This is a genomic window from Desulfobaculum sp., from assembly GCF_054921475.1.
In genome coordinates this window covers 1-23,883 of record NZ_JBUDSW010000018.1, presented here as the reverse complement: position 1 = coordinate 23,883, position 23,883 = coordinate 1, and the positions used below count along the sequence as shown (strand labels likewise).

At 62.2% G+C, this 23,883-nt stretch carries 21 protein-coding genes; 11 read left to right on the top strand and 10 right to left on the bottom strand.

Annotation, left to right across the window (positions count from 1 at the left end):
- Window positions 1-103: 103 nt before the first annotated feature.
- From gap to surE, 3 genes are all read right to left on the bottom strand, one after another.
- Window positions 104-1,105: a type I glyceraldehyde-3-phosphate dehydrogenase gene (gap, locus tag ACY69P_RS02230; RefSeq protein ID WP_459900771.1), complete on the bottom strand. Its 1,002-nt coding sequence runs from the start codon at window positions 1,103-1,105 to the stop codon at window positions 104-106.
- Window positions 1,106-1,123: 18 nt separating this feature from the next.
- Window positions 1,124-2,047: a class II fructose-1,6-bisphosphate aldolase gene (fba, locus tag ACY69P_RS02225; protein WP_459900770.1), complete on the bottom strand. Its 924-nt coding sequence runs from the start codon at window positions 2,045-2,047 to the stop codon at window positions 1,124-1,126.
- 194 nt (window positions 2,048-2,241) lie between these two features.
- Window positions 2,242-3,000, bottom strand: a complete 759-nt coding sequence (gene surE, locus ACY69P_RS02220) for a 5'/3'-nucleotidase SurE (protein ID WP_459900769.1) — start codon at window positions 2,998-3,000, stop codon at window positions 2,242-2,244.
- Window positions 3,001-3,396: 396 nt separating this feature from the next.
- Between surE and ACY69P_RS02215 the strand changes: the two genes are divergently transcribed.
- From ACY69P_RS02215 to ACY69P_RS02175, 9 genes are all read left to right on the top strand, one after another.
- The gene (locus ACY69P_RS02215; RefSeq protein WP_462326428.1) at window positions 3,397-4,428 is read left to right on the top strand and encodes a 3'-5' exoribonuclease YhaM family protein; all 1,032 of its coding nucleotides are present in this window, start codon (window positions 3,397-3,399) and stop codon (window positions 4,426-4,428) included.
- Complete coding sequence (gene tmk / locus ACY69P_RS02210) at window positions 4,404-5,069, top strand: dTMP kinase (RefSeq protein ID WP_459900766.1); 666 nt, start codon at window positions 4,404-4,406, stop codon at window positions 5,067-5,069. The genes ACY69P_RS02215 and tmk overlap by 25 nt, the downstream gene beginning before the upstream one ends.
- A gap of 90 nt (window positions 5,070-5,159) precedes the next feature.
- Window positions 5,160-5,933: a glycosyltransferase family 2 protein gene (locus ACY69P_RS02205; protein ID WP_462326427.1), complete on the top strand. Its 774-nt coding sequence runs from the start codon at window positions 5,160-5,162 to the stop codon at window positions 5,931-5,933.
- A gap of 337 nt (window positions 5,934-6,270) precedes the next feature.
- The gene (locus tag ACY69P_RS02200; RefSeq protein ID WP_462326426.1) at window positions 6,271-7,086 is read left to right on the top strand and encodes an amino acid ABC transporter permease; all 816 of its coding nucleotides are present in this window, start codon (window positions 6,271-6,273) and stop codon (window positions 7,084-7,086) included.
- A 46-nt stretch (window positions 7,087-7,132) separates the two neighbouring features.
- Window positions 7,133-7,858 carry an amino acid ABC transporter ATP-binding protein gene (locus ACY69P_RS02195; protein ID WP_459901625.1) on the top strand — a complete coding sequence of 242 codons (726 nt, stop codon included), beginning with the start codon at window positions 7,133-7,135 and terminating at the stop codon, window positions 7,856-7,858.
- Window positions 7,859-7,890: 32 nt separating this feature from the next.
- The gene (locus tag ACY69P_RS02190) at window positions 7,891-8,724 is read left to right on the top strand and encodes a transporter substrate-binding domain-containing protein (RefSeq protein WP_459900762.1); all 834 of its coding nucleotides are present in this window, start codon (window positions 7,891-7,893) and stop codon (window positions 8,722-8,724) included.
- Between the two features lie 54 nt (window positions 8,725-8,778).
- Window positions 8,779-9,663 (top strand): amino acid ABC transporter permease, encoded by an 885-nt coding sequence (locus ACY69P_RS02185; RefSeq protein WP_462326425.1) that lies wholly within the window; start codon window positions 8,779-8,781, stop codon window positions 9,661-9,663.
- 114 nt (window positions 9,664-9,777) lie between these two features.
- Entirely contained in the window at window positions 9,778-10,032 is a 255-nt protein-coding gene (locus ACY69P_RS02180; protein ID WP_404843623.1) for a glutaredoxin family protein, read from the top strand.
- A gap of 2 nt (window positions 10,033-10,034) precedes the next feature.
- Complete coding sequence (locus tag ACY69P_RS02175) at window positions 10,035-10,385, top strand: ferredoxin-thioredoxin reductase catalytic domain-containing protein (RefSeq protein WP_462326424.1); 351 nt, start codon at window positions 10,035-10,037, stop codon at window positions 10,383-10,385.
- A 234-nt stretch (window positions 10,386-10,619) separates the two neighbouring features.
- Here ACY69P_RS02175 and ACY69P_RS02170 read toward each other — a convergent pair whose 3' ends face one another.
- The 4 genes from ACY69P_RS02170 to ACY69P_RS02155 form a co-directional block, all read right to left on the bottom strand.
- Window positions 10,620-12,086 (bottom strand): sigma-54-dependent transcriptional regulator, encoded by a 1,467-nt coding sequence (locus ACY69P_RS02170; RefSeq protein WP_462326423.1) that lies wholly within the window; start codon window positions 12,084-12,086, stop codon window positions 10,620-10,622.
- A complete protein-coding gene (locus ACY69P_RS02165; RefSeq protein WP_462326422.1) occupies window positions 12,079-13,881 on the bottom strand; it encodes a two-component system sensor histidine kinase NtrB in 1,803 nt (600 codons plus the stop codon). Before ACY69P_RS02165 ends, ACY69P_RS02170 begins: the two co-directional genes overlap by 8 nt.
- A gap of 106 nt (window positions 13,882-13,987) precedes the next feature.
- A complete protein-coding gene (locus ACY69P_RS02160; RefSeq protein WP_459900752.1) occupies window positions 13,988-14,473 on the bottom strand; it encodes a periplasmic heavy metal sensor in 486 nt (161 codons plus the stop codon).
- Window positions 14,474-14,750: 277 nt separating this feature from the next.
- A complete protein-coding gene (locus ACY69P_RS02155; protein ID WP_462326421.1) occupies window positions 14,751-15,905 on the bottom strand; it encodes an MFS transporter in 1,155 nt (384 codons plus the stop codon).
- A 237-nt stretch (window positions 15,906-16,142) separates the two neighbouring features.
- Here ACY69P_RS02155 and ACY69P_RS02150 point away from each other — a divergent pair, with 237 nt between their 5' ends.
- Window positions 16,143-17,120 (top strand): glycosyltransferase family 2 protein, encoded by a 978-nt coding sequence (locus ACY69P_RS02150; RefSeq protein WP_462326420.1) that lies wholly within the window; start codon window positions 16,143-16,145, stop codon window positions 17,118-17,120.
- A gap of 371 nt (window positions 17,121-17,491) precedes the next feature.
- Here ACY69P_RS02150 and ACY69P_RS02145 read toward each other — a convergent pair whose 3' ends face one another.
- Window positions 17,492-19,138 carry a Na/Pi cotransporter family protein gene (locus ACY69P_RS02145; RefSeq protein ID WP_462326419.1) on the bottom strand — a complete coding sequence of 549 codons (1,647 nt, stop codon included), beginning with the start codon at window positions 19,136-19,138 and terminating at the stop codon, window positions 17,492-17,494.
- 96 nt (window positions 19,139-19,234) lie between these two features.
- The gene (locus ACY69P_RS02140; RefSeq protein WP_459900744.1) at window positions 19,235-19,435 is read right to left on the bottom strand and encodes a hypothetical protein; all 201 of its coding nucleotides are present in this window, start codon (window positions 19,433-19,435) and stop codon (window positions 19,235-19,237) included.
- A gap of 196 nt (window positions 19,436-19,631) precedes the next feature.
- Between ACY69P_RS02140 and ACY69P_RS02135 the strand changes: the two genes are divergently transcribed.
- Window positions 19,632-20,825 carry an HD domain-containing phosphohydrolase gene (locus ACY69P_RS02135; RefSeq protein ID WP_462326418.1) on the top strand — a complete coding sequence of 398 codons (1,194 nt, stop codon included), beginning with the start codon at window positions 19,632-19,634 and terminating at the stop codon, window positions 20,823-20,825.
- An 88-nt stretch (window positions 20,826-20,913) separates the two neighbouring features.
- On the opposite strand, the gene ACY69P_RS02130 is transcribed toward ACY69P_RS02135, so the two are convergent.
- Window positions 20,914-23,703, bottom strand: a complete 2,790-nt coding sequence (locus ACY69P_RS02130; protein WP_462326417.1) for an ABC transporter substrate-binding protein — start codon at window positions 23,701-23,703, stop codon at window positions 20,914-20,916.
- Window positions 23,704-23,883 lie beyond the last annotated feature (180 nt).

Genomic DNA, 23,883 nt, shown 5'->3' with positions numbered 1-23,883 from the left:
ACCCCACCCACACATTCCCCCACAAGACGCAAAAAAAGGGAGGCTCCTTTGGGGAGCCTCCCTTTTGAATTCTCGTTCATTCGCGGCGGTGCGCGGTGACCTTTTACAGGTCTTTGGCGACGCGGCGGATGAAGCGAAGGAGCTGGTTGGAGTAGCCACCTTCGTTGTCGTACCAGATGATGAGTTTCACCATGCGCTTGTCCATGACGGAAGTCAGCAGGGAGTCGACGATACCGCCGTAGGAGCTGGACACGTAGTCGATGGAGACGAGGGGTTCTTCGGAGAAGCCCATGTTGCCTTTCATGGGGCCTTCAGCGGCGGCCTTGAGGGCGGCGTTGACTTCTTCGACGGTGACGTCCTTCTCCACTTCCACAACGAGGTCCACGAGGGAGACGTTGGGGGTGGGCACGCGCATGGACATGCCGTCGAGCTTGCCTTTGAGCTCGGGGATGACGGCGGTCACGGCCTTGGCGGCACCGGTGGTGGTGGGGATGATGCTCATCCCTGCGGCGCGGGCGCGGCGCAGGTCCTTGTGGGAGCCGTCGAGGATGCGCTGGCTCATGGTGTAGGAGTGGATGGTGGTCATCAGGCCGTGCTTGATGCCGAAGGTGTCGTTCAGCACCTTGGTGGCGGGGGCCATGCAGTTGGTGGTGCAGGAGGCGTTGGACAGCACGTTGTGCTGTGCGGGGTCGTAGAGGTCGTCGTTAACGCCGGGCACGACGGTGAGGTCCACGTCCTTGCCGGGGGCACCGATGATGACTTTCTTTGCGCCGCACGCGATGTGCTCGGCGAGACCTTTGCCGTCCTTCACGCGGCCGGTGGTTTCCACGACGATATCGACGTCGCAGTCGCTCCAGGTCCACTCGCCGATGGCGTGGCGGGTGACCTTCACCTGCTGGCCATCGATGACGAAGCCCTCTTCGTTGGCGACGATTTCACCGTCGTAGCGTCCGTGGACGGAGTCGTACTTCAGCAGATGCGCGAGGGACTCGTTGTCCGCACGGGCGTTGATCATTGCCAGTTCGAGATTCTCGTCCTTGGCGATGAGGCGGGTAAGAAAACGGCCAATACGGCCAAAACCGTTGATACCGACTTTAACTGCCATTGTATAATCCTTCTCAGCTTAGATGGCGTTGGAAGAGCCGAGCACGTTCTTAATCTTGTGCTGCACCATGTCCTTAACGGCCTGTCGTGCGGCGCCAAGGTACTTACGGGGGTCGAACACAGCGGGCTGCTCGGTGAGGGTCTTACGGATGACGGCGGTCATGGCAAGGCGGATATCGGTGTCGATATTGATCTTGCAGACGCCGTACTTGGCGGCCTTGCGCAGCAGGTCCTCGGGCACGCCCTTGGCGCCGGGGATTTCGCCGCCGAAGGCATTGGCCATGTCGAGGAATTCCTGCGGCACGGACGAGGAGCCGTGGAGCACCAGCGGGTACTTGGGCAGCATGTTGGTGATGGTCTCCAGGCGCTCAAAGTCGAGGCGCGGCTCGCCCTTGAACTTATATGCGCCGTGGCTGGTGCCGATGGCGATGGCGAGGGAGTCACACCCGGTGCGCTCAACGAATTCCACGGCCTGATCAGGCTCGGTGTAGACGTTTTCCTCGGAGACAACATGCTCTTCGATGCCGGCCAGACGGCCGAGTTCGGCCTCGACCCACACGCCCTTGTCGTGGGCGTATTCGACAACCTTTTTGGTGACGGCGATATTTTCTTCAAAGGGCAGATGCGAGCCGTCGATCATCACGGAGGTGAAGCCGCCGTCGATGCAGGCCTTGCAGATATCGAAGTCGGCGCCGTGGTCCAGATGCACGCAGATGGGCAGGTCGGACTCAACAAGCGCGGCCTCGACCAGCTTCATCAGGTACACTTGGCTGGCGTACTTTCGTGCCCCGGCGGAGACCTGGAGAATAAGCGGGGCGCGCTCCTCCTCGGCCGCGGCGATGATGCCCTGAATGATCTCCATGTTGTTCACGTTGAAAGCGCCAACGGCGTGACCACCAGCATACGCCTTCTCGAACATCTCCTTGGGTCCGGTAAGTGGCATGAAGTCCTCCTCGGTATCCTGTTTTGATAAAAGATATGGGTACGGGCAACCGTCTGCTTTTTCAGGCTCTTTTGCCGTGTCAGCAGTGGGACACTGCCCTGCCTTGCGCACTACAAACCCACCCGGACCGGTCTACCGGTCCGGGCGGACTGACTGTGAAACCACTATTATATAGTCCCGTCAGGGGCTTGCTGTCAACGAACGCCAAGGGCATCCAGCTGCTTGAGCAATGCCTCGTCAGTCAGACGAAATTGCAGGGGCGTCAGGGTGATGTGCCCTTCGCTCAGCTTGCCGCGGTCCGTCTCCGGACCAACGCGCTCGTGGGGGATTTCGCCTTCCAGCCAGTAGTAGGCGCTGCCGCGCGGGTCATGCCGCTCCTGATACCAGTCGCGGTAGGAGGTTCTGGTCTGCGGGCAGAGGACAAGTTCCTTGGCCTCTTCGATGGGGCCTTTGGGTAGATTCAGGTTCAGCAGAACATCCGGCGGCAGGGCGTCCCAGTCGGTACGGCCAATGAAGTCTGCGGCCCATTTGGCCTGCCCGGTCATATCCTGCGGCGTCCAATCGTCGTAGGACACGGCAATGGCGCGGATGCCCTCCAGCACGCCTTCGGTGGCGGCGCTGACGGTGCCGGAGTAGATGATATCCACGCCAACGTTGCAGCCGCTATTGATGCCGGAGACCACAAGGTCGGGGCGCTGGCCGCTGAGGAGCGTGGTCAGACCCAGCTTGACGCAGTCTGCGGGGGTGCCGTAGACGCCAATGCCTTTGAAGCCGTTTTCCCTGAAGTTTTTCACTTTAAGGGGCATGGCGATGGTAATGGCGTGTCCAACGGCGGACTGCTCGGACACGGGGGCCACAACCTGCACGGTGTGCCCGGCGTCCAAAAGCGCCTTGTAGATGGCCCGGAGGCCGGGGGCCTGAATGCCGTCGTCGTTGGTAAGAAGAATATTCATGGATTTTTTGGTCGGTTAAACGTGAACGGATGGCCGTCGGCGCGGCTGCGCCGACGCAGTCCAGCCGACGATAGCCCAAGCGCAGATGACCCGCAACGCCCAAGGGGAAATCCCCTCATCCCGGTGTGAAACGCAGGGACCGGCGTGGGCCTGTGCTGGCAAAAGAACGCGGCGAAACAGCGCCGCCAAAGCTGTGGACCCCAGCCACAAAAACGCCCAAAACTCCGGCGCGATGCGCCGCGCGCGGCGGGCGCGCACATTGCGCCCCCGCGGGGACTCTGCTATGCCTCGGTGCTGTGGGGACAGCCGTCCGCCGCAATTGACTATGACGCGGCCGCACAGCCAAAGCGGGGCCGCTCCCTATAGAGAGACACCTTGACACGACAAGACGGAACCATGACCCGAAAGCAGACCTTCGTGCACGACCTCTCCCCCGGTCAGACGGTGGACGACGTGTTCGTCCTGACGGAAGCCCGACTCGGGCAGGCAAAAAACGGTCCCTTCTGGGGCCTGACGCTCGCCGACAACTCCGGAGAGGTTCCCGCCAAGATTTTTTCGCCGCACAGCCAAAACTGTCCGGAACTTGCCGCCGGGATGGTTGTCCGCATCCGCGGGCAGGTCGGCACCTACCGCGACCAACCGCAGGTTGTGGCCGATGCCGTCAAAATCCTCGACCCCGACGCCGAGGGCCTGCGCATTGGCGACTTTATCCCCTCCAGCGAGCGCGAACCGGAAGAGATGCTGGCGGACATCGAGCGCCTGTGTAAACGCCACTTGGAGCACAAACCGTGGCGCACCCTGTGCCGCAAGGTGCTCACCGCGCCCGAGGTCAAATCGCGCATCATGAAGGCTCCCGGCGCCATCAGCATCCACCACGCCTACGCGGGCGGACTGCTGGAGCATACCCTTGCCGTGTGCAACCTGTGCATGAGCTACTGCGACCTGTACCCCAATCTGGACCGGCAGGTGCTGCTAGCCGCCGCCATTTTCCACGACCTTGGCAAGGCGTGGGAATACGCGGAAGGCCCCGCGCGGGAGCATACGGACATGGGGCGGCTTCTGGGCCACATCCAGCTGGGGCTGGACGTTCTGGAACCGTTCCTCGTGAAGGCCAAGGACCTTGAGCCGGAGCTGAAGATGCACCTGAAGCATCTCATCCTCAGCCACCATGGCGAGCTGGAATTCGGCTCGCCCAAGCGGCCCAAGACAGCAGAGGCCTTTGCCCTGCATTTTGCGGACAACATGGACGCCAAGATGAACACCGTCTCCGGCGCTTTGGAAGACGTCCCCGACGGTGAAACCGGCTGGAGCCAGTATCTGCGTGCTCTGTCGCGCCCCGTCTACCGCCCATTTCACACGCCAAAGCCGCGCCCCGAGTGCGACAAAGAGGAAAGCAACCAGCTATGTTTGTTACCTTTGAAGGGATAGAAGGCTCCGGCAAATCCAGTGTGCTGCGCGCCGTCCAGAAGCATCTGGAGGAAACAGGGCGCGAGGTCCTGCTGACCCGCGAACCCGGCGGCAGCCGCATTGGCCGCGAACTGCGCAAGCTGCTCCTCGACATCGAGAGCACGGACCTGACCGGCCCGAGCGAGCTGTTCCTCTACCTTGCGGACCGCGCCCAGCATGTCTCCACAGTCATCCGCCCTGCCGTTGAGGCGGGCAAGATTGTCATTTCGGACCGCTACGCCGACTCCACCGTGGCGTATCAGGGCTACGGCCGCGGGCTGGACCCCAAGCAGCTGCACAGCTTCAACGATGTGGCCGTCTCCGGCATGTGGCCGGACCTGACCCTGCTCTTCGACCTGCCCGCCGAGGTCGGCCTTGGCCGCGCGGTTTCGCGCAATATGCAGGAGCAGAAGTGCGACACCGAGGGCCGCTTTGAGGCCGAGAGCCTGAACTTTCACAACACCGTGCGTGAAGGCTACCTGACGCTGGCCGCCCTGCACCGCAAGCGCTTCCGCATTGTGGATGCCTCTCAGCCGCTGGATGCCGTGGTGGCCGACGCCATCGCCATCATTGAAGCAAAGCTGGCAGGCGACGACAGCGAAGCCGAGGCCCCGGACTTCTAGCGCCTCCGCGCGGCGGCCCTTCACGAACACTCTTTCACTGCCCGTCGGCGTGGCACCCCCACGCCGGCGCGGCATCCCCCAAAAGCACGCATGAACCAAAACATCACCGGCGTTATCCTGACCTTCAACGGCGAGAAGTGGCTCGCCAAGACCCTTGCCAGCCTCGACTTTTGCGACAGGCTTTTGGTGGTGGACTCCGGCAGCACCGACGCCACCCTCGATATCGCCAAAGCCGCGGGGGCGGACATTCTGCACCGCGACTGGGAAGGCACCATCCCGCAGTTCCGCTTTGCCTTTGAGCACGTGGAAACGCCATGGATTATCACCCTTGATCAGGACGAATTCCTTTCGCCGGAGCTGCGTACCTCCGTCCTCAGCGCCCTTGCCGACCCGCAGGGCGCGGGGGGCTTCTGGTGCCCGCGCCGCTCGTGGTATCTGGACCGCTTCATCATGCACAGCGGCTGGTATCCTGACCGCCTGCTGCGCGTCTTCCGGCTGGACAGCGTGGAAATCCGCGGCATGCTCCCGCACGAGGAGTTCCACCCGACGGCCGCGACGCGCCCCCTTGAGGGCGACATCATCCACTACCCCTACGCCGACCTTGCCGAGCATCTGGACAAGATCAACAGCTACACCTCCCTTGCCGCGCGCGAGATGCAGGCCAAAGGCCGCCGCGCCGGTGTCGGCACGGCGCTGGCCCATGCCTTTGGCAAGTTCCTGAAGCAGTACGTCCTTAAGCAGGGCTTCCGCGACGGACGCGCGGGGCTGGTGCTGGGCGTGCACGCCTTTATTTATGCCTTCCACAAGTATATGAAACTGGTGGAGCGCTCCTGCCCACCCACGCCGGACGACCATAGCGGGTAGATGCCGGGGGACACGCGCCCCCGCGTTTGCAAATGCCTCAGGTTCTGCTACGCTGAAAAGCCGATACCGAAAGGATGCCCATCATGCGAACCCGCCAGACACAGCGCTTGCAGTACGCGCCACAGACGTCCGTGGTCTTTTACGGCCCCGGCGGTGAACTGTGCGCCATAGCGGACACGGAGCACTAGCCCATGCCTTCCCCCGCCGCCCTGCTCCGCCCTTTGTCCGCACCACGTTTGCATGCGCCGCGCCCCGGCGCGTGCGGGCGGCATGTCTTCTCTCTTTCCGCCAGCATCATGCCCCGCCTGTCCCCGCCGCAACGCAGGGGGACGCAGGCATGACCACGGCCACCCTCTCCAGACCAACCCTGCGGCGCTCCGCCATCGACATCGCCAAGTTCCTTGGCCTTGGGGCCTTTATCCTGTGGCTTTTGTTCCTTGGCGAAGGCGGGCTGGGGTACCAGTGGCAGTGGTACCTTGTGCCGCGCTATCTGTATTCCTTCTCCGGGGGCACCTTTACACCAGGGCCTCTCCTTCAGGGCCTATGGGTCACGCTCCAGATTACGGGCCTCAGCCTTGGCCTGACCCTTGTCTTTGGGCTGACCGCCGCCGTACTGCGCCTGTCGGACTCCTTCATGGGGCGCGTGGTGGCGCAGGGGTACGTGGAGCTTATCCGCAACACGCCGCTGCTCATCCAGCTGTTTTTCATCTATTTCGTCATTGCTCCTGTGCTGGACATCTCGGCCTTTACCGCCGCTGTGCTCACGCTGTCCCTTTTTGAGGGAGCCTATGCATCGGAAATTTTCCGCGCGGGCATCCAGTCCGTGCAAATCGGACAGTGGGAGGCCGCATACAGCCTTGGGCTGTCACGCTTTGATACCTACCGTAAAATCATTCTGCCACAGGCCATCCGCCGCATTCTGCCCCCGCTGACGGGCGTTGCCGTGTCCCTCGTCAAGGACTCCGCCCTCGCCAGCACCATTGCGGTATACGAGCTGACCCAGCAGGGCCAGCTGGTCATTGCGGATTCGTTTTTGACCTTCGAAATCTGGTTCACCGTGGCCGCCATCTATCTGGCCGTCACCATCAGCCTGTCGTGGGTCGCCTCCGTCCTTGAACGCCGGCTGTATAGCGAGGAGCCCCATGCTCATTGATACCTCCACACAATCCGCCAAGCGCGGCGCACAGGACGAGTCGCCCATCATCACCGTGGACGGCGTGTCCAAGACCTTTCCCAACGGCGTGCGCGCCCTGCAGGGCGTCAGCCTCAGCGTTATGCGCAGTGAAATGGTCGTCATCATCGGCCCGTCCGGGTCGGGCAAGTCCACCCTGCTACGCTGCCTCAACGGGCTGGAGGACATTGACGAAGGCCACATCGTCATCGACGGCATCCCCCTGAATGGCGACCGGAAAAACCGCGACGCCATCCGGCAGGACGTGGGCATGGTCTTTCAGTCCTTTAATCTGTTCCCGCACCTGACGGTGCTGGAGAATGTGAACCTTGCCCAAACCCTTGTCCGCCGCAAATCCGACGCCGACGCCACCCAAACCAGCATGGACCTGCTCACGCGGGTAGGGCTTGGCGACCGGGGCGACAGCTATCCGGCGCAGCTCTCTGGCGGCCAGCAGCAGCGCGTGGCCATTGCCCGCGCCCTTGCCATGCATCCGGGCGTCATGCTCTTTGACGAAGCCACAAGCGCCCTGGACCCCGAAATGATCGGCGAGGTGCTTGAAGTCATGCGCGACCTCGCCCGCGAAGGCATGACCATGGTTGTCGTCACGCACGAAATGGGCTTTGCCCGCGAGGTGGGCGACCGCATCATCTTTATGGAGGATGGACGCATTGTGGAGGAGGCCTCCACCGACGTCTTCTTCGATACCCCGCGCGAGGAACGCACCCGCCTGTTCCTCAGCCAAATTCTGTAGTCCGGCACCACATCACCGCAAAGGAGACCCTGATGAACACCCAAGCCAAAAGCATTTGCGCGGTCCTCATGGCCCTTGTCCTTCTGCTGTTTGCCGTGGCGGCACACGCGGGGGACACCTCCCGGCAGCTCACCGAGGAGAGCACCCTGACCACCATCCAAAAGCGCGGCACCCTGCGCGTGGGCATGGACACCTTTGTGCCATGGGCCATGAAGGATAAAACCGGAACATTCATCGGCTTTGAAATCGACGTCGCCCGCCGCCTCGCCAAGGACATGGGCGTGGACGTGGAATTTGTACCCACCTCGTGGGACGGCATCATCCCCGCCCTGCTCGCCGGCAAGTTCGACCTGCTCATCGGCGGCATGAGCATCCGCCCGGACCGCGCTGTGAAGGTGAACTTCACCATCCCCTACTACAGCACGGGCATGTCCATCGTGGCGCACAAAAAGAACGCACCGGGCCTCACCGCCCTTGAGGACTTCAACTCCAAGGACATCACCATCGCCGCGCGCAAGGGCACCACGGCTGCCAAGGCCGCCAAGAAATACATGCCAAACGCCCGCATGAAGCTGTTCAACAAGGAGCCGCAGGCCGTGCAGGAGCTCCTGAACGGCCGCGCCGACGCCTTTGTGAGCATGGCCCCCCTGCCCGCGCAGGAAGCCATCAAGCACCCGAACAAACTCTACATGCCCTTTGAGGAGCCCTTCACCAACGAACCCAACGGCATTGCCGTACGCAAGGGCGACATCGACATCCTGAACTTCCTCGACAGCTGGATTCGCGTGGTCCGCGCCGAGGGCTGGATTCAGGAGCGCCAGTACTACTGGTTCAACACCATGGACTGGCAGGACCAGCTCCAGTAGCCATTCCGCGCCGCCGCTTCGGCGGCGGCGCGCCATCCGCACAAAAGCACCACCGTGATTCCAGAAAAATCCACCCGCTTCGGCGTCCTTGACGTCCTTCTGCTGGCGCTTATCGCCGCCGGCGTGGCCTACATGGGCTGGCGCATTGAAACCCGCCTCGACTACGAATGGCACTGGGAGCGCATCGGCCAGTTTCTCTTGCGCCACGACGCGCAGGAGGGCTGGGTGCCCGGCCTGCTGACGCAGGGACTGCTCACCACAATCCGCCTCAGCCTGTGGACCATGCTGTTTGCCACCATCATCGGCACGGCCATGGGGCTGGCGCGCACCAGCCACAGCCTGTTCTGGCGGCTGACGGGCAAGGTCTACGTCGGTCTTGTGCGCAATACGCCGCCCCTTGTGCTGGTGTTCATCTTTTATTTTTTTCTGTCGGACCAGCTGCTCATGGCGCTGAATGTGGACAGCCTCGTGCGGGCCGCACCGGACTGGGCGCAGGGCGTCATTGCCTTCACCGCCGCCCCGGTGAACCGCTTTTCGGCCTTTCTGTCCGGGCTTATGACCCTTGCGGTGTACGAGGGCGCCTACATTACGGAGCACGTGCGCTCGGGCATCCAGTCCGTGGAGCGCGGGCAGTACGAGGCCGCCTACGCCCTTGGGCTGTCTCGCTGGCAGCGCATGCGCCGCGTTATTTTGCCGCAGGCCCTGTCGCGCATTGTGCCGCCGCTGACCGGGCAGTTTATCTCCACCATCAAGGACTCCGCCATCGTCTCCATCATTTCCATTCAGGAGCTGACCTTTCAGGGTATGGAGCTTATGGCCGCCACGTATATGACCTTTGAAACGTGGATTACCGTGACGGTGCTGTACCTGCTGCTGACCAGCGCCTGCTCCGTGCTTGCGGCCAAGGTGGAGCGGCGTGCCAGACGCGGACTGGCCTAGCCCGGCGTCCCCCATTGACCTTCTACTGGCAAGCTTTTACACAAGAAGGACAACCTGACATCAACCGCCCCCACGTTGCGACACCGCACACATGCTTCGGGCACGGAGGTTTCAATGGCCAGCCACGTCAAGGTCTACGCGCTTACGACTTGCGTCCACTGCCGAAAAACAAAAGAATTTCTTGATGAATGCGGCGTTGAGTACGACTGCATCCACGTTGACGACCTCAAAGGCGAAGAGCGCACCAAGTGCATCGACGAGGTCCGCAGCCACAACCCCGCCGTCTCCTTTCCCACTATCGTCATCGACGGCGACAAGGTTGTCGTCGGCTTCCGCAAGGACAAGCTCAAAGACCTGCTCGGAGTCTGATTATGGATGCCAAGGAACTCTTCTCCCGCCTCGGGCCCATTCAGGAGGCCAAGGGATTTTACTTCAACCCGGACATGGACATGACCATGCCCCTGCTGCAAAGCCTGCTGGATAACCGTGACCGCTACGGGTACATGGCCTGTCCGTGCAGATTGGCCAGCGGCGGCTTTGATGCGGACCGCGACATCATCTGTCCCTGCGTCTACCGCGACCCGGACGTTGAGGAATACGGCTCATGCTACTGCGGGCTGTACGTCTCCAAGGCATGGATTGACGGCACCGTCCCCCACAAGACCATCCCCGAACGCCGCCCGCCGGAAAAACTCCTCGCCGCCCTTGGCGTGGACGACTAGCGGCCCCCACTACGCAATGCAAAAGCGCCCGGTCCATATGGACCGGGCGCTTTGTTCTATCGTCTTCCTGCGCAGATTCGGCGCGGCTTCGGCGCGCCTGTCAAAAACCATTCAGGCTGTTCTGCTCATGCAGGCCCCTGTTGCGGGTGGCCTTCACTGCCCGCGCGGCGGGGAAAGATGCGGGGGCAAGGAGCGGCCGTCATCTCTGCGCCCCAATGCGCATTAGCGCGCCTGCTAGGCGCGCCGGGTCAATCCGTACTTGCGCAATTTGTACTGCAGGGTGCGGCGGCTGATGCCAAGGGCGTCCGCCGTCTTCTGCCTGTGGCCGCCGTGGGCCTCCAACGCTTCCACAAGGGCTTGCTTTTCCGCATCGTCAAGGGACGTGGGACCGGGACGGCCAAAGCCGGACGCATCTTCTGCAGGCCGGGGCGCAGGCTGGGCGGCGTCCATGGCCGCGGCGCTCACCACACCGCGCGCGGCGGGCGTGGGCGCGGCAACAGGCTGCATGCCTTCCGGCGTGCCACCGGCGCGCACCTGCGGGGGCAGGTCCTCCTCACGCAGGGAATCGGTACGCGACAGCACAAGGGCGCGTTCAAGGGCGTTTTCCAGCTCGCGCACGTTTCCGGGCCACGCGTAGTGCGACAGCACCTCCAGAAAACGGGGGCTGACCTCGCGCATCTGCTTGCGGTTTTTGCGGCCCAGCTTTTCCAGCAGGTGCGCCACAAGCAGCGGCATGTCATCCATGCGCTCACGCAAGGGGGGGATGCGAATCTCCAGCACGTTCAGGCGATAATATAAATCTTCACGGAAGCGGCCCGCCGCCACCTCGGCGGCAAGGTCGCGGTTGGTCGCGGCCACGATGCGTACGTCCACGGGCACGGCGCCCACCGCGCCAAGGGGTTCCACAATGCGCTCCTGCAAGGCGCGCAAAAGTTTGGCCTGCAGCTCAAGGGGCATCTCGCCTATTTCGTCCAGCAGCAGCGTCCCGCCCGAGGCCAACTGAAAACGGCCGGGTTTGTCGCGGGTTGCGCCGGTAAAGGCGCCCTTCACATAGCCAAAGAGTTCACTCTCCAGCAAATCGCCGGGCAGCGCCGCGCAGTTGACCTTAATAAGCGGGCCTTTGGCGCGGGCGCTGACGTCGTGCAGGGCCGCGGCCACCAGTTCCTTACCGGTGCCGGATTCGCCCATGACGAGGACCGTGGCCTCGGTGGGGCCGGTCTGGCTGATAAGGTCGCGCACGCGCTCCATCTGCGGCGTTTGGCCGATGAAGCCCTCGCTGATGCCCGTCTCCTGCCGCAGCTCGCGGTTTTCGGCCACAAGGCGGGAGTAGTCCCACGCCTTGTCGAGAACGGCCTTGAGTTCCTCGTTATCCGCGGGTTTGGTCAGATAGTCGAAGGCACCCTTTTTCATGGCATCAACGGCGGACCCGACGGTCCCGTAGGCCGTCAGCATCACCACCGGCACACCGGGCACGGCGGCGCGGATGGCGCCAAGGGCCTCCAGGCCGTCCATACCGGGCATGCGCATGTCCAGCAGGACCACGTCCGGTCCGGCATCGGGCAACATGCCAAGGGCATCCTCGGCGCTTTCGGCCTCCATGACGTGCCAGCCCGCATCGCGCAACACAGCACCCACAAGCAGGCGAAGAGCCGGCTCGTCATCCACGACGAGAACCCTTCTGGCTTCCCCATATTCACGCATCGTTGTCGACTCCGTCTAAGCGTTCTTCTTCAATGACCAGCGGAAAGCTCAGGCGCACCTCGGTGCCATGCACGCGCTCGTCCGTGGTGGAGACAAGGGACACCTGCCCGCCATGGGCGCGCATGATGCGGTGCACAATGGCGAGTCCAAGGCCCGTCCCCTCCTTGCGGGAGGTAAAAAACGGCTCAAGGGCGTGCTCGCGGTCTTCATCGGTCATCCCGTGGCCGTTGTCGCGCACCGCCACAATGGTGGCGTTGCCTTCCTGATAAGTGGCAACCTCCACGCGGCCCGTCTCGCCAGAGGCGGCGTCCGGCACGGCGTTGAGGCTATTAATGACAAGGTTCAGCAGCGCCTGCTTCAGCATGTCCGGGTCGGCATGGACGGGCGCGTCGCTCAGCTGGGTGCCAAGCTCCGCCCCGCGCAGCTCAAAATCGCGCGACAGCAGGTGCCGCAGGTCCACCGTCAGCTGCTGCATGTCCACAGCGGAGCGCTCCGGCGTCCGCGGGCGCGACAGGAACAGCAGGTCCGAGACCACCTTGTCCAAACGGTCCGCCTCGCGGACCATGGTGTCGGCGTACTGCTCCTCGGGCGATTGGCCGCGCAGCTTGTCCGCAAAGAACTGGGCAAAGCCGCGCAGGGCGCTCAGGGGATTGCGGATTTCATGGGCCAATCCGGCGGCAAGGCGGCCCACCGCCGCAAGGTGACGCACCTCCACAAGGTCGTCCTCAAGGGCCTTGATTTCCGTTCTGTCGCGCACCAGCACCAAGCGCTCGCTGGCTTCGTCCGCGCCGCGCTCCGAGGGCGGAATGGGCAGGCACAGCACTTCAAGGCTGCGTCCGGCATACTCGTACTGCACCCATGTGCGCCCGGAGCCGCACTTGTCCTGCGCGGAAATGTCGCGGCCCCCAGCGCTGCGCAGGGGCAAGTCCGTCCACATGCGCCCGACAAGGCGCTTTTTGCCCTCCACCTCAAGGATGTTCTCCGCCGCCGGGTTTGCGGCGCGGATGAGGCCGTCGTCATCAAGGGTGACAAGGCCGTCGGGCATGGTGTCCAGCAAACGGGAGTGGAAGCGCTCCAAACGGTTCAGACGGCGGCCCTGGTCGCGGCGGCGCAGGTAGGCAATGGCCAGCCCCCACAAAAAGAGGGCCACCAGCAGCACGTACAGCGTCTGATACATGGCCGTGGAGCGAAATTTCTTAAACTGCTGCAAATGGCGCGTGGCATCCAGCCCCACAACGAGGTACGGCACGCCAACACCGGTGGTGCCCATGCCGGAATCCATCTCGCACAGCTGGCCAAGGCCACGGCGCGAGCGCAGGGCCGCCACGAAAATATTGCGTTTGTCCCCGGAGTAGAAGGCCTGCCACTCGCCGGTGGATTGCAGCACATCCCACCCGTGGCCGGGAATCTCCGGATAATTGAGCCCCTCCGCGCCAACGGACAGCAGCATGCGTCCATTTTGGGCGTACAGGGACAGGAATTCCACCTCGCTCTGATTCACGAGGTCCGAGAGCATCTCCACCACCTGCGGCTTGATGCTGGGCAGGGGCTGTTGCTGCTGCATCATGCCGCGCATGCCGTGCCGCCTGTGCCCGCGCATTTCGCGCATGAGGCTTGTCTCGATCCCACGCAGGATTACGCGGGAGGACAAAAACATGTGTTCGTTGATGGTTTCGCGCTGCTGGCGAAGATTGTGCCACGTGACGTAGCTGATGCCGAGACCAAGCACCACAAGGGCGATGGCGGCGACGAGGAGGGGATTCGAATCCTTGTTTGACCGGAGACCAAGTTCCATTGGGTCATCCTGTAATAACAACCCCGGGGCCAGTCTGTACCGACCCCGGGGGCGCTATGAGGAGGGGCTGTAATGTTGTCCTCCGCCACGTGGCGAAGGTTCGGGGCTAGTCGAGAGCGGGGCAGTTGCCGTAGTAGCCGCCACCGCCACCACCGCGGTGGTAGCCGCCGTGGCCGTAGCCGCGGCCCATGGGCATACGGATGCCGGTTTCGTTACCCATCTGCTGGCGGAACTTCACGCGCTTTTCAAAAAGCTGGCTGCGCAGATTGGCGATGTCCTTGGTCACGGCGTCGATGCGGCTCTGGTCGGCATTGGGGCTGGCCAGCAGAGCTTCCAGCTCGGCGCGCTTGGCGTACATCTGCTCGCGCAGGGGCTTGGTGTCCTGATAGAACTGCTGCGCGATGGCGTCGGCCTTCTGCTGCTGTTCGGGGCTCAGTGCCTGATAGCCCTGGCCGCAGTATCCCTGTCCCCAGCCGTGGCCGCCCATCTGGCCGCGCATCTGTCCGTGATGCGGTCCGGCGTATGCCACAGCGGCGAGGGTCAAAACCGCTACCGCGACAAATGCTGCGATGGTGGTGTTCTTCTTCGTCATAGCTTGTGCTCCTTGTTTGGGGCTTTTGCGTTTTCTTAGGCTACAGCACGAGGCGTGCCAAAACCTAAAACGCAATCTTTTCAAGCTGTTACGAGAAAAGCATTCACCCGCCGCCCTACCGTTGTGCAAGTGGATTGCACCACATCAGTGCACTTTGTGCAAGCGTGTGCACTTGTGCAATCTCTGCCGCCGGTATGTGCACATTCTGCAACTGCCCTACGGCCCCGCCGCCACGGCCGCGCCCAAAACCCCTGCCGGGCGCGGCATTGTGGTCAACTTAAGCGGCGCCGTCTTCGGCTTTCGGAAGGCGGATGCACTGCACAAATCCCAGCGAAACCGCCGCCAAAACCGCCCCGCTAAAGAACACCCACGAGGGGTGCAGCAGCCACACCGCCCCGGCGCAAAACGGAATAACCACCGCCGCCACATGGTTGATGGTAAAGCCCACAGCCATGCTGGGCGCAATGTCCTCGCGGTCCGCAATTTTCTGAAAGTAGGTCCTGATGGCGATGGAGCAGTTGAACACCACGTGGTCCAGAATATAGAGGATGGCGACCACCATTTTGCTTTCCACCACGCCGTAGGCGGCAAAAACCACAATAAGCGTCGCGTACTCCACACTCAGCACGGCGCGCTCGCCAAAGCGGTTGATGGCGCGGCCAATGCGCGGCGAGACAAACCAGTTCACCACGTTGTTGAAGATGAACAGCGCCGTCACTTCCTGCACGGTAAACCCAAGGCGCTCCACCATCAGGAACACGGAGAAGGCCACAAAAATCTGCCGCCGCGCTCCGGCGAAAAAGGTCAGCAGGTAATACAGCCAGTACTTTTTGCGCAGGAGCATGCCCTTGCGCTGCGGGCGCGCCTCCACGTCGGCAATGGGGACAAAGAGCGCCCCAAGGCCTGCCACCACAACCACCAAGCCCACTCCGGCAAAGAGCATGGGGTAGTCCCACACCTCGGCCAAAACAAAAATCGCCCCGCCCACGGCAAGGTTGCCCACCGAGGTCAACCCCTTGAGCCGCCCGGACACCAGCGGCGCGGTGGCAAGGTCATAATGCTGCAACGTCAGGGACTGATTCACCGTTTCAAAGTAGTGAAAGCCAAAGGACATGATGAGCGTGGTAGCCACCAATCCCCACGTGGTGGGGAAAAAGCCCGTCAGCGCCACCCCAAGGCCCACCACGGCTATGGAAAATGCCGCAAGCCGCCGCTCCGTAATAAACAGCAGCAGATACACCACCAGAAAGGCCAAAAATCCCGGAACCTCCCGAATGGACTGGATAATGCCCATTTCCAGACCATCAACACCCACCACATCAACGGCGAAGTTGTTGACCAGCGTCCGCCAGCCCTGCAAGCCCACCGCACCTGCAAGGGTGAGTATCATCAGGAATATGTACAGACGACGGGCAGAAGGAGACATGTTCATGCAAAGCACCTCATCATGCAGGGGGAAGAACGCACATTTCTCTCCCAAAGCACTATTTTTTTCCACCGGATTCGTGTAGTGTTCCAACCAGTTGAACACCCCTCCGGATTTTTTTCATTCCGCTCCAATTTTTTCCCTAAAGAAATTTTCCGTAACGGCCGATCACATATGTGACAAAGAGGCAGACTCTACCCCTTTTGTCACCGTGATTCACCGTAGGCCGCCGGGAGCGGGCACATGGCACAGATTATCGACATCACCCCAAGGGCGAGAGACGTCCATCCAGTGCTGATGCTCATCACATCGCACCGCATGGATTGCTTTGTCCTGTGCCTCAAGTGCCTAGAGCTGTACACCGACCTCTCCCGCTTCAAGAAGATTTATATCCTCGCCAACGATGTTTCGGACGAGCACTCCCTGCTCATCAAGTCCTTTCAGCAGCGCCACCCCGGCGTCATTGACGTGTACACCACGCCGCGGGGCTACGTGCCGGCCGTGGTCGCTATGCAAAACATCATCATGGCCCGCCACATCGACGACGTCATCATCAAGATGTACGAGGACGTCTTTGTCACGCCCCGCTGGCTGGAACGGCTCATCGCCGCGTACAAGATGCACAAGAACCACCCCCGCGTGGTGCTGGCCTCCACCGTGGCGCCCGTGAGCGTGACCGGGCGGCAAGTGATGGACCGCGCCCTGCGCGCCCACTACCAGCGCGAGCGCTCGCGCCTGCCGGGCCCCAGCGTGGCGCACAACGCCATCCTGCACCGCTTTCTGTGGGAAAAGGTACTCTTTGACGGCTTTGAGGAAAAGTTCCTGAACCTGAAGCGCCCAGAATTCTCCTACGTCCCGCGGCTGTCCACGGAATGCGTCATCTACGACCGGCGGCTGATGGACCTCATTCTGCCCATGCCGCTCAAAACCGTGCAGGGCAACCACCGCGTGGAGGAATACATCATCAACAGCGCGCTGGCTTCGCAAAAGCTCCAAGCCGCCGTCATCACCAACGCCGTGGTGCACCACTTCAGCCACATGGAATCCGAAGCCTACCTGCGCAGGCACATCAGCATGGATGACATCTGGTGGCACATGACATTTCTGGATGAAAACCCGGCCTACAAGGACAGCAACGACCTGTCCCCAAGGCTGCCGGGAACGCGCAACCTCAAGCTGCGCAAACTTATGAGGGACCGTGAACTCCGTCTTCTGAGTTGACGGCGATAACCAGAGACTGGCGGTGCGGATCTTCGGGAGGGGAGATGCGGCACACTTTCCAAAAATCCGCCCGCCCCGGACACACAGCCCCCGAAAGGGGGCTTTTTCGTGGTCACGCTGGGGCGCTGCAGGGGGCCTTGCCCCCCACGCCCGCGTCCGGACGCAGACCCCAGACCGTTCGGCGTGGGAGATGCCCCGCCCGGCGGCAGGACACGCATGCCGTGGTTCCCCCATGCCTCAAGGCCGAGGCGCACGCGGGTCGTGGCGCAGCGCCAAACGCCCACAGCCCGTCCCACAGCCCCGCGCTCAAGACCGCGGCACGAACGGGCGCAGCGCGCAGGCCCAGCTTGGCGCCGCTGAGGAGCCGGGCGCTACCCCTTCATAGCGGACCGGGCCTTGCGCACCACGGAAGCGGCGCGCACTTCACTGAGCTGGCACGCGCCCTTCACCACCTGATCCACCATCCGGTGCACGCAGGACATATAGTCCAAATGCGCCACCATCACCGGAATGCCAATGCCCGCCCGCGCTCCGGCGTCCAGCAGCGCGAGTTTCAGTTCCTGATACCGCGTCTCGAATTCGCGCTCCCTCGCAAGGAGCCGCCGCTCGTCGTAGCGTTCATCCACGGGGTCGGCGTGCAGGATAATGGACTGCGCCTGCTCCAAAACGTCCAGCCACAGCGGCTGCACAGAAACGCCTTCCAGGTCTTCCAGCTGGCCCACAATGGCCACGGCCTCCTGCGCCTGCTCACCCGCCATGGCGAAGTACCGCGCTGAGCGCAGAATATCCGGCACCACCTCCGCCGCGCGCTGCGACAGTCCGGCCTTGGACACCCGCGTGGCAAAGTCCGCAATGGCCGCGTGCAGCTTATCCATAACGGCGCGGCTTCGGTCCACCTCGCGGCAATGGCCCGTGGTACAGTTGAGCGCGCTATGCATCACCCGGCGGGCGATGTCGGCCATGCGCTCCGTCTCCTTGCCCAGCGCGCCAACGGCCACCGCAGGGGTACTCAGGGTGTTGCGGTCAAGGTAGCACGGGCGCCCTTCGTCCTCCTCCGCGGTGCGGAAGCGGCTCTCCAAAAAGCGCACCAAAGCAGGCGTAATAGGCACCATCACCAGCACGCCAAGGATATTGAACACCGAGTGGAACAGCGCCAACACCGACGCCGGCTCCGCATCCATGCCAAGGGAGGCGCGCGCGGAAATGATGCTGTCCACCAACACGGGCAGCAGCGCAATAGCCACACACCCCGTCAGCAGATTGAAGACCATATGCAGCGCCGCCACACGCCGCGCCTGCGGCGTTGCTCCAATGACGGCAAGGGCGGCGGTGCTGGTGGTGCCCACGTTGGCGCCAATGACCGCAGCGGCCGCCTGCTCAATGGGAATCATCCCCCCAGCCGTAGCCGTCAGCACCAACGCCATCGTGGCGCTGGACGACTGCATAAGGCACGTCAGCGCAAAGCCCACCGCGGCAAAGGCGGCGTACCCGGCCAGCCCCGGCAGAGCGATACTCGTCAGGTCAAAGGAGGTCCCAAGGTCCAGAAAGGCGCCTTGCAGATATTCAATGCCAAGAAAAAAAAGACCAAACCCGGCAAGGGCCTCGCCAAGGGCGGCGCGGCGGGACACCGACCCGGCAATCCATAGCGCGGTGCCGACGGCGATAAGCGGCAAGGCAAGGGCCTTGATGCTGACCTTCAGGCCCAGCATCGCCACCAGCCACGCCGTGGTTGTGGTGCCGACGTTGCTGCCATACACCACCCACACGCAATGTGTCAGGGCCATAATGCCCGCGTTGACAAAGCCGATGGCCGCCACGGTCACCGCCGACGACGACTGCACGGCAGATGTCATGACAAAGCCGGAAAGGATGCCGCGAAGCGGCGTTTTGGTGGATGCAGTAAGAGCGCGGCGCAAAAAGCCGCCTGCGGCGAGCTTGAGACCGTCCGTCATGAGCTTCATGCCCAAGAGGAGCAGGCCAAGCCCGCCAGCGAGAGTAATGAGGTCCGTTGTGTTCATGCGCCTCCCTATATGGCCGAATGTCACGCAAGAAGTGTCGATTCGCCGCGAGAGTATAGATGAGACGCGTGCCGGGGAAAAGGACGGATTTTCAGCCTACCACGGCGTGGGCAGGTCCATCTCGCGCTCTTGGGGGCGTTCGCAGGTGCCGTCCTCAAAGATTTTGGCGTGGCACTTTTCGCAAACACGGTACGAGCGGGAGGTGAACCTCTCCTTCAGGCAGCAATGGTAGCGCTGGTAGGTCTGTTCGCCACAATTGGGGCAATAGCGTTGAAGAAGTACACTCATAATGCCCATGGCTATACCTCTTCCTTGTGCGGTGGTAAAGACAGAACCCACCGCCAAAACAGTATTTTTTCTGTGGCGGATGCGTTGCATTTTGGTGTTTTTCCGCGCGCGGCCACCCTTCCTGCGCGTCTGGGAGTTGCCCGCACCCACCAAAGAAGGTACATATACACTATAAAACCACTCCCCAAAGCCCATTCGGAGAACCATGGACCCTTCATCCCGGCATACCCCGCAGCATGACCCGCTCATGTCCGAAGCCATGGCCACCATTCTCTGCATCGATGATGAAGAGATGATCCGCCAAAGCATCGGCGATTATCTTGAAGATAGCGGCTACAACGTCCTGCAGGCAGAAAACGGCCGCGTCGGGCTGGAGGTTTTTCGCGAGCGTACGCCGGACATCATCCTTGTGGACCTGCGCATGCCCGAGGTGGACGGGCTGGCGGTGCTCTCCAACATCACCAAGGAAAGCCCGGAAACGCCCATCATTGTCGTCTCCGGCACCGGGGTTTTGGAAGACTCCATCGAGGCGCTGCGCCGCGGCGCATGGGACTACGTTACCAAGCCCATTGAGGACATGGCCGTCCTTGCCCACGCCATCGACAAGGCCTTGGAACGCGCCCGCCTGCTGCGCGAGAACCGCCTGTATCATGAGCACCTTGAACGCGAAGTGCAGCAGCGCACCGCCCAGCTCAAAACCGAAATGCTGGAGCGCATCCGCGCCGAAAAGGCCCTTGCCAAGCAGCGGCAGGAAATCCTCGACTCCCAGAAGGAAATCATCCTCATCCTTGGCGAAGTGGTGGAAACCCGCTCCAAGGAAACCGCCAACCACGTCCGCCGCATGGCGGAGTTCACCTACCTCCTCGCCAAGGGCGCAGGGCTGGATGAAGAGGAAGCCCGCATGATCCGCATGGTCGCCCCCATGCACGCCGTCGGGAAAATCGGCATCCCGGACTCCATCCTCCTCAAGCCAGACCGCCTCACCGCCGAGGAATACGAAGTCATCAAAAAGCATACGGAAATCGGCTACGCCATCCTCAACGCCTCGCCCAAGCGCATCATGCGCGCGGCCGCCATCCTCGCCTACCAGCATCATGAACGCTGGGACGGCTCCGGCTACCCCCAAGGCCTCGCAGGCGAGGAAATCCACCTCTACGGCCGCATTGGGGCCATTGCCGACGTGTTCGACGCCCTTTTGTCCAAGCGCGTCTACAAGGACCCGTGGTCCATCAAGAGCATTGGCGACTACTTCCGCGACAACAGCGGCATTCTCTTCGACCCCAAGCTAGTGAACATCTTCTTCACCATCATGGACGATATGCTCGCCATCCGCGAAGCCTACCCCGACGACAGCGACGAGGACATTCAGCACACCGGGCGAGCCTCCACCCCGTCCTAATCCCCCCATTTGCCACAAAAAAACACCGCTCTCGCGGTGTCATCCTTGTGCCCCACCGGGCCATTGCTCCGGGTGCGCCTCCAGCCCTCTACAGCTTCAAGTCCACGCCGCTCGCTCCGCTCCCCTGCCCGCCCCTTTCGTCATCATCACCGTTTGCCCCCTCTTCATCACGAAGGGCGCGTACCGGCAATTCCACAGTAAACACCGTGCCGCCACCCGGACGGGTGCTCACGCGGAACACGCCATTATGGGTGCTGGTCACAATAAAATACGCCACGGACAGCCCAAGCCCTGTGCCCTGCCCCGGCGCCTTGGTGGTAAAGAACGGCTCAAACACCCTGCGCCGCGTGGCCTCGTCCATGCCGGGGCCATTATCCGAAATAGCCACAAACACCGCCCCGCGCGCCGTGCCCGTGCGCAGACTAATCGTGGGCGGATTATTGTCCGAGGTGCCTTCACCAAGGGCCTCTGCCGCATTCTTGACGATATTCAAGAACCCCTGCTCCATCTGATTTCGCGAACAGACAATACGCGGCAGGTCGTCTGCGTACTCCCGCCGTATTTCTATCTGTTTAAAATCATATTTCTTTTTAAGATCATAATCGCTAGCGGCAAGCTCCAGCACCCCGTCCAGCAGGTCGTGCAAATCGTTGCGGCTCATGTCCTCCTCGGAGCGGCGGCTGAATTTGAGCATGGAGCTCACAATGCGCGCCGCGCGTTCCCCTGCCTCCGCAATGCCGTCGAGGTATTTGCCGATGCCGCGCGCCTCCATATACTGCCCAACAAGGCCCAAATCGAGGCCCAAACGTTCGGCCACGCGCGTATTTCCGGGCAGGTCCTCCTGAAAGCGCCGCCGCAGGTTCTGCCCGCTCTGCAAAATGATGCCCAGCGGGTTGTTGATTTCATGCGCCATGCCCGCCGCCAGCCCGCCAACGCTCATCATCTTCTCGGTCTGGATCATCATCTGCTGCAGGCGGACGCGCTCCGTCACATCGTCCACATGCACCACTGCGCCCTGACCGCCCGCCAAGGGGTACATGGCAAGATCCACAAAGCGCTCCTCATGGTCCACGGCAACGCCGGACTCAAGGTAGGGCTCACCGCTGGCTATAACGCCATGCACAAACTCCAGCCACGGCGACACGTACGGCAGGACCTCCTGCAACTCCATGCCCTGCCGCAGCGGTTTGCCCTTCATATTTTCCACAGCCTTGCGGTTCCACAGCGTCAGCCGCAGGTCCTTGTCCACGGCCACCAGCATGGATTCCAGTGAATCCACCACATCCTGCAGCACCTTGCGCAGGCGGCGCGATTCCTCCGCAGCACGCTTGCGCTCCGAGATGTCGCGCCCCTCGGCAAGGATGTACACCACCTTGCCGTCCGAATCCGAAATGGGCTTCAACGAAAAATCAATAACCCGCAACTCGCCCCGCACATCCATATGTTCGGCCTCGTCACGGATAACGCGCCCCTGCCGCGCCAACAGCAGCCCTTCCTGCACGCGTTCGCGCTCCGCCTCGGAGTGCCGCCACCACGGCGTATCCCAAAACGGTTTCCCTACAATGTTTTCCGCCTCGTCATCCACAAAATCCAGCGCGGTTTGGTTCACCATCTGCACCACGCCCTCCGGCGAAATAATGGCGCACAGTTGGTACGTTTGGTCGAACAGGGCGCGGAACTTCGCCTCGCTGCGCCGCAGAGCGTCCTCCGCCGCCGCGCGCTCGCCAATCTCCGCCAGCAGCATGTCATTGGCCTGCTCCAGACGCCGCGTATGCCGCGCTATGCCCCGCTTCAGCCGCCAGTTGAACCACAGCAGAAGAAACACGCCAGCACCAACAAGAACCAAGACCCCAACAAAGAGGTTTCGGTGCCGCGACAGCAATTCATTGCGCAGAGGAAACACGAACCCATCCAGCGACACATCCGGCTTCACCAGCCCCGCGCTCACAATATCCCGGCGTAGGCGCTCCAAGCGCTCAGGAGAGACCGTTCCTATGGGAATGATATTCGGCTGAATATGCGCGCGCAGGCTCTCCGCCTCATACCGCAGGCGCTGCACCTGCGCATTGGGCAAGTACTGCTCGCGGATATACTCCACCATCTCATCCACGTGATGTACCGCATATTCCCAGCCCCGCACCACAGCCCGGCGCATCCGCCGCACCCGCTCCGGGTGGTTTTGCGCCTCGTCCACATTCGTGAACAGGCAGTCGCCATACGTGTCCACCCCATAATCGCGCGGGTGCAGCATCGTCACCGGAATCCCCCGCTTTTGCAGCGCATGGGGCGCATCAATGCTATACGCCACCACCGCGTCAACACTGCCGTCCGCCAGAGCGTCCATCTGCCCAGACCCCGGGACCAGCTCCAACTGCTGGATGCTCACGTCTTCCTTCATCAGCATCAGCACAAGGCTCAGCGGCAGCCCACTTGGCACCATCACCCTGCGCCCCACGAGATCCTTGGGGCTAATAATCCCCGAATCGCTCCGGGCAATGAATACAAACGGGTTGTGCTGGAAAATAGCCGCCACCAGCTTCACCGGCGAGTCGTTGATAAAATCCAGTATAAGCTCAGCCGTCGCCACGCCGTACTGGGCGCGCCCCTCGGTCACCTCGTCCACAAACGATATGCCCGGACCGCCCGCGCGAAGCTCAACATCCAGCCCTTCCTCCGTAAAATACCCCAGCTTCTGCGCGGCATAGTACCCCGCAAACTGGTACTGGTGGTGCCACTTCAGTTGCAACACCACCTTGTCCTGCGCCGCAGAAGGGCGCGCCCAAAGGCACAACACAACAGCCGCCACAGTCAGCGCGCCAAAGCACGCCCGCACCAGCCATACGCTCCACGCCGTCATTGTCCATCGCCGTCTCTGCATATACTCCTCTCCGCACAGGACAGAACTCCACATCAGAATAGCAGACAACACAGAAGGCGTATACTCACGAGGATATTTTGGGCGGGGCGAGCAGAGAGGTGCGGCGAGAGAAGAAAGGTGAAGCGTTTTTTTGCTCCGCAGGCCAAAGGGCCGTGGGCCCTTTGGAATCCCATGTGCGCA

Bases quoted from the DNA above. Each gene is read 5' to 3' on its own strand.
- gap (WP_459900771.1), bottom strand. From the start codon at position 1,105: ATGGCAGTTAAAGTCGGTATCAACGGTTTTGGCCGTATTGGCCGTTTT.
- fba (WP_459900770.1), bottom strand. From the start codon at position 2,047: ATGCCACTTACCGGACCCAAGGAGATGTTCGAGAAGGCGTATGCTGGT.
- surE (WP_459900769.1), bottom strand. From the start codon at position 3,000: ATGAATATTCTTCTTACCAACGACGACGGCATTCAGGCCCCCGGCCTC.
- ACY69P_RS02215 (WP_462326428.1), top strand. From the start codon at position 3,397: ATGACCCGAAAGCAGACCTTCGTGCACGACCTCTCCCCCGGTCAGACG.
- tmk (WP_459900766.1), top strand. From the start codon at position 4,404: ATGTTTGTTACCTTTGAAGGGATAGAAGGCTCCGGCAAATCCAGTGTG.
- ACY69P_RS02205 (WP_462326427.1), top strand. From the start codon at position 5,160: ATGAACCAAAACATCACCGGCGTTATCCTGACCTTCAACGGCGAGAAG.
- ACY69P_RS02200 (WP_462326426.1), top strand. From the start codon at position 6,271: ATGACCACGGCCACCCTCTCCAGACCAACCCTGCGGCGCTCCGCCATC.
- ACY69P_RS02190 (WP_459900762.1), top strand. From the start codon at position 7,891: ATGAACACCCAAGCCAAAAGCATTTGCGCGGTCCTCATGGCCCTTGTC.
- ACY69P_RS02180 (WP_404843623.1), top strand. From the start codon at position 9,778: ATGGCCAGCCACGTCAAGGTCTACGCGCTTACGACTTGCGTCCACTGC.
- ACY69P_RS02175 (WP_462326424.1), top strand. From the start codon at position 10,035: ATGGATGCCAAGGAACTCTTCTCCCGCCTCGGGCCCATTCAGGAGGCC.
- ACY69P_RS02170 (WP_462326423.1), bottom strand. From the start codon at position 12,086: ATGCGTGAATATGGGGAAGCCAGAAGGGTTCTCGTCGTGGATGACGAG.
- ACY69P_RS02165 (WP_462326422.1), bottom strand. From the start codon at position 13,881: ATGGAACTTGGTCTCCGGTCAAACAAGGATTCGAATCCCCTCCTCGTC.
- ACY69P_RS02160 (WP_459900752.1), bottom strand. From the start codon at position 14,473: ATGACGAAGAAGAACACCACCATCGCAGCATTTGTCGCGGTAGCGGTT.
- ACY69P_RS02155 (WP_462326421.1), bottom strand. From the start codon at position 15,905: ATGAACATGTCTCCTTCTGCCCGTCGTCTGTACATATTCCTGATGATA.
- ACY69P_RS02150 (WP_462326420.1), top strand. From the start codon at position 16,143: ATGGCACAGATTATCGACATCACCCCAAGGGCGAGAGACGTCCATCCA.
- ACY69P_RS02145 (WP_462326419.1), bottom strand. From the start codon at position 19,138: ATGAACACAACGGACCTCATTACTCTCGCTGGCGGGCTTGGCCTGCTC.
- ACY69P_RS02140 (WP_459900744.1), bottom strand. From the start codon at position 19,435: ATGGGCATTATGAGTGTACTTCTTCAACGCTATTGCCCCAATTGTGGC.
- ACY69P_RS02135 (WP_462326418.1), top strand. From the start codon at position 19,632: ATGGACCCTTCATCCCGGCATACCCCGCAGCATGACCCGCTCATGTCC.
- ACY69P_RS02130 (WP_462326417.1), bottom strand. From the start codon at position 23,703: ATGCAGAGACGGCGATGGACAATGACGGCGTGGAGCGTATGGCTGGTG.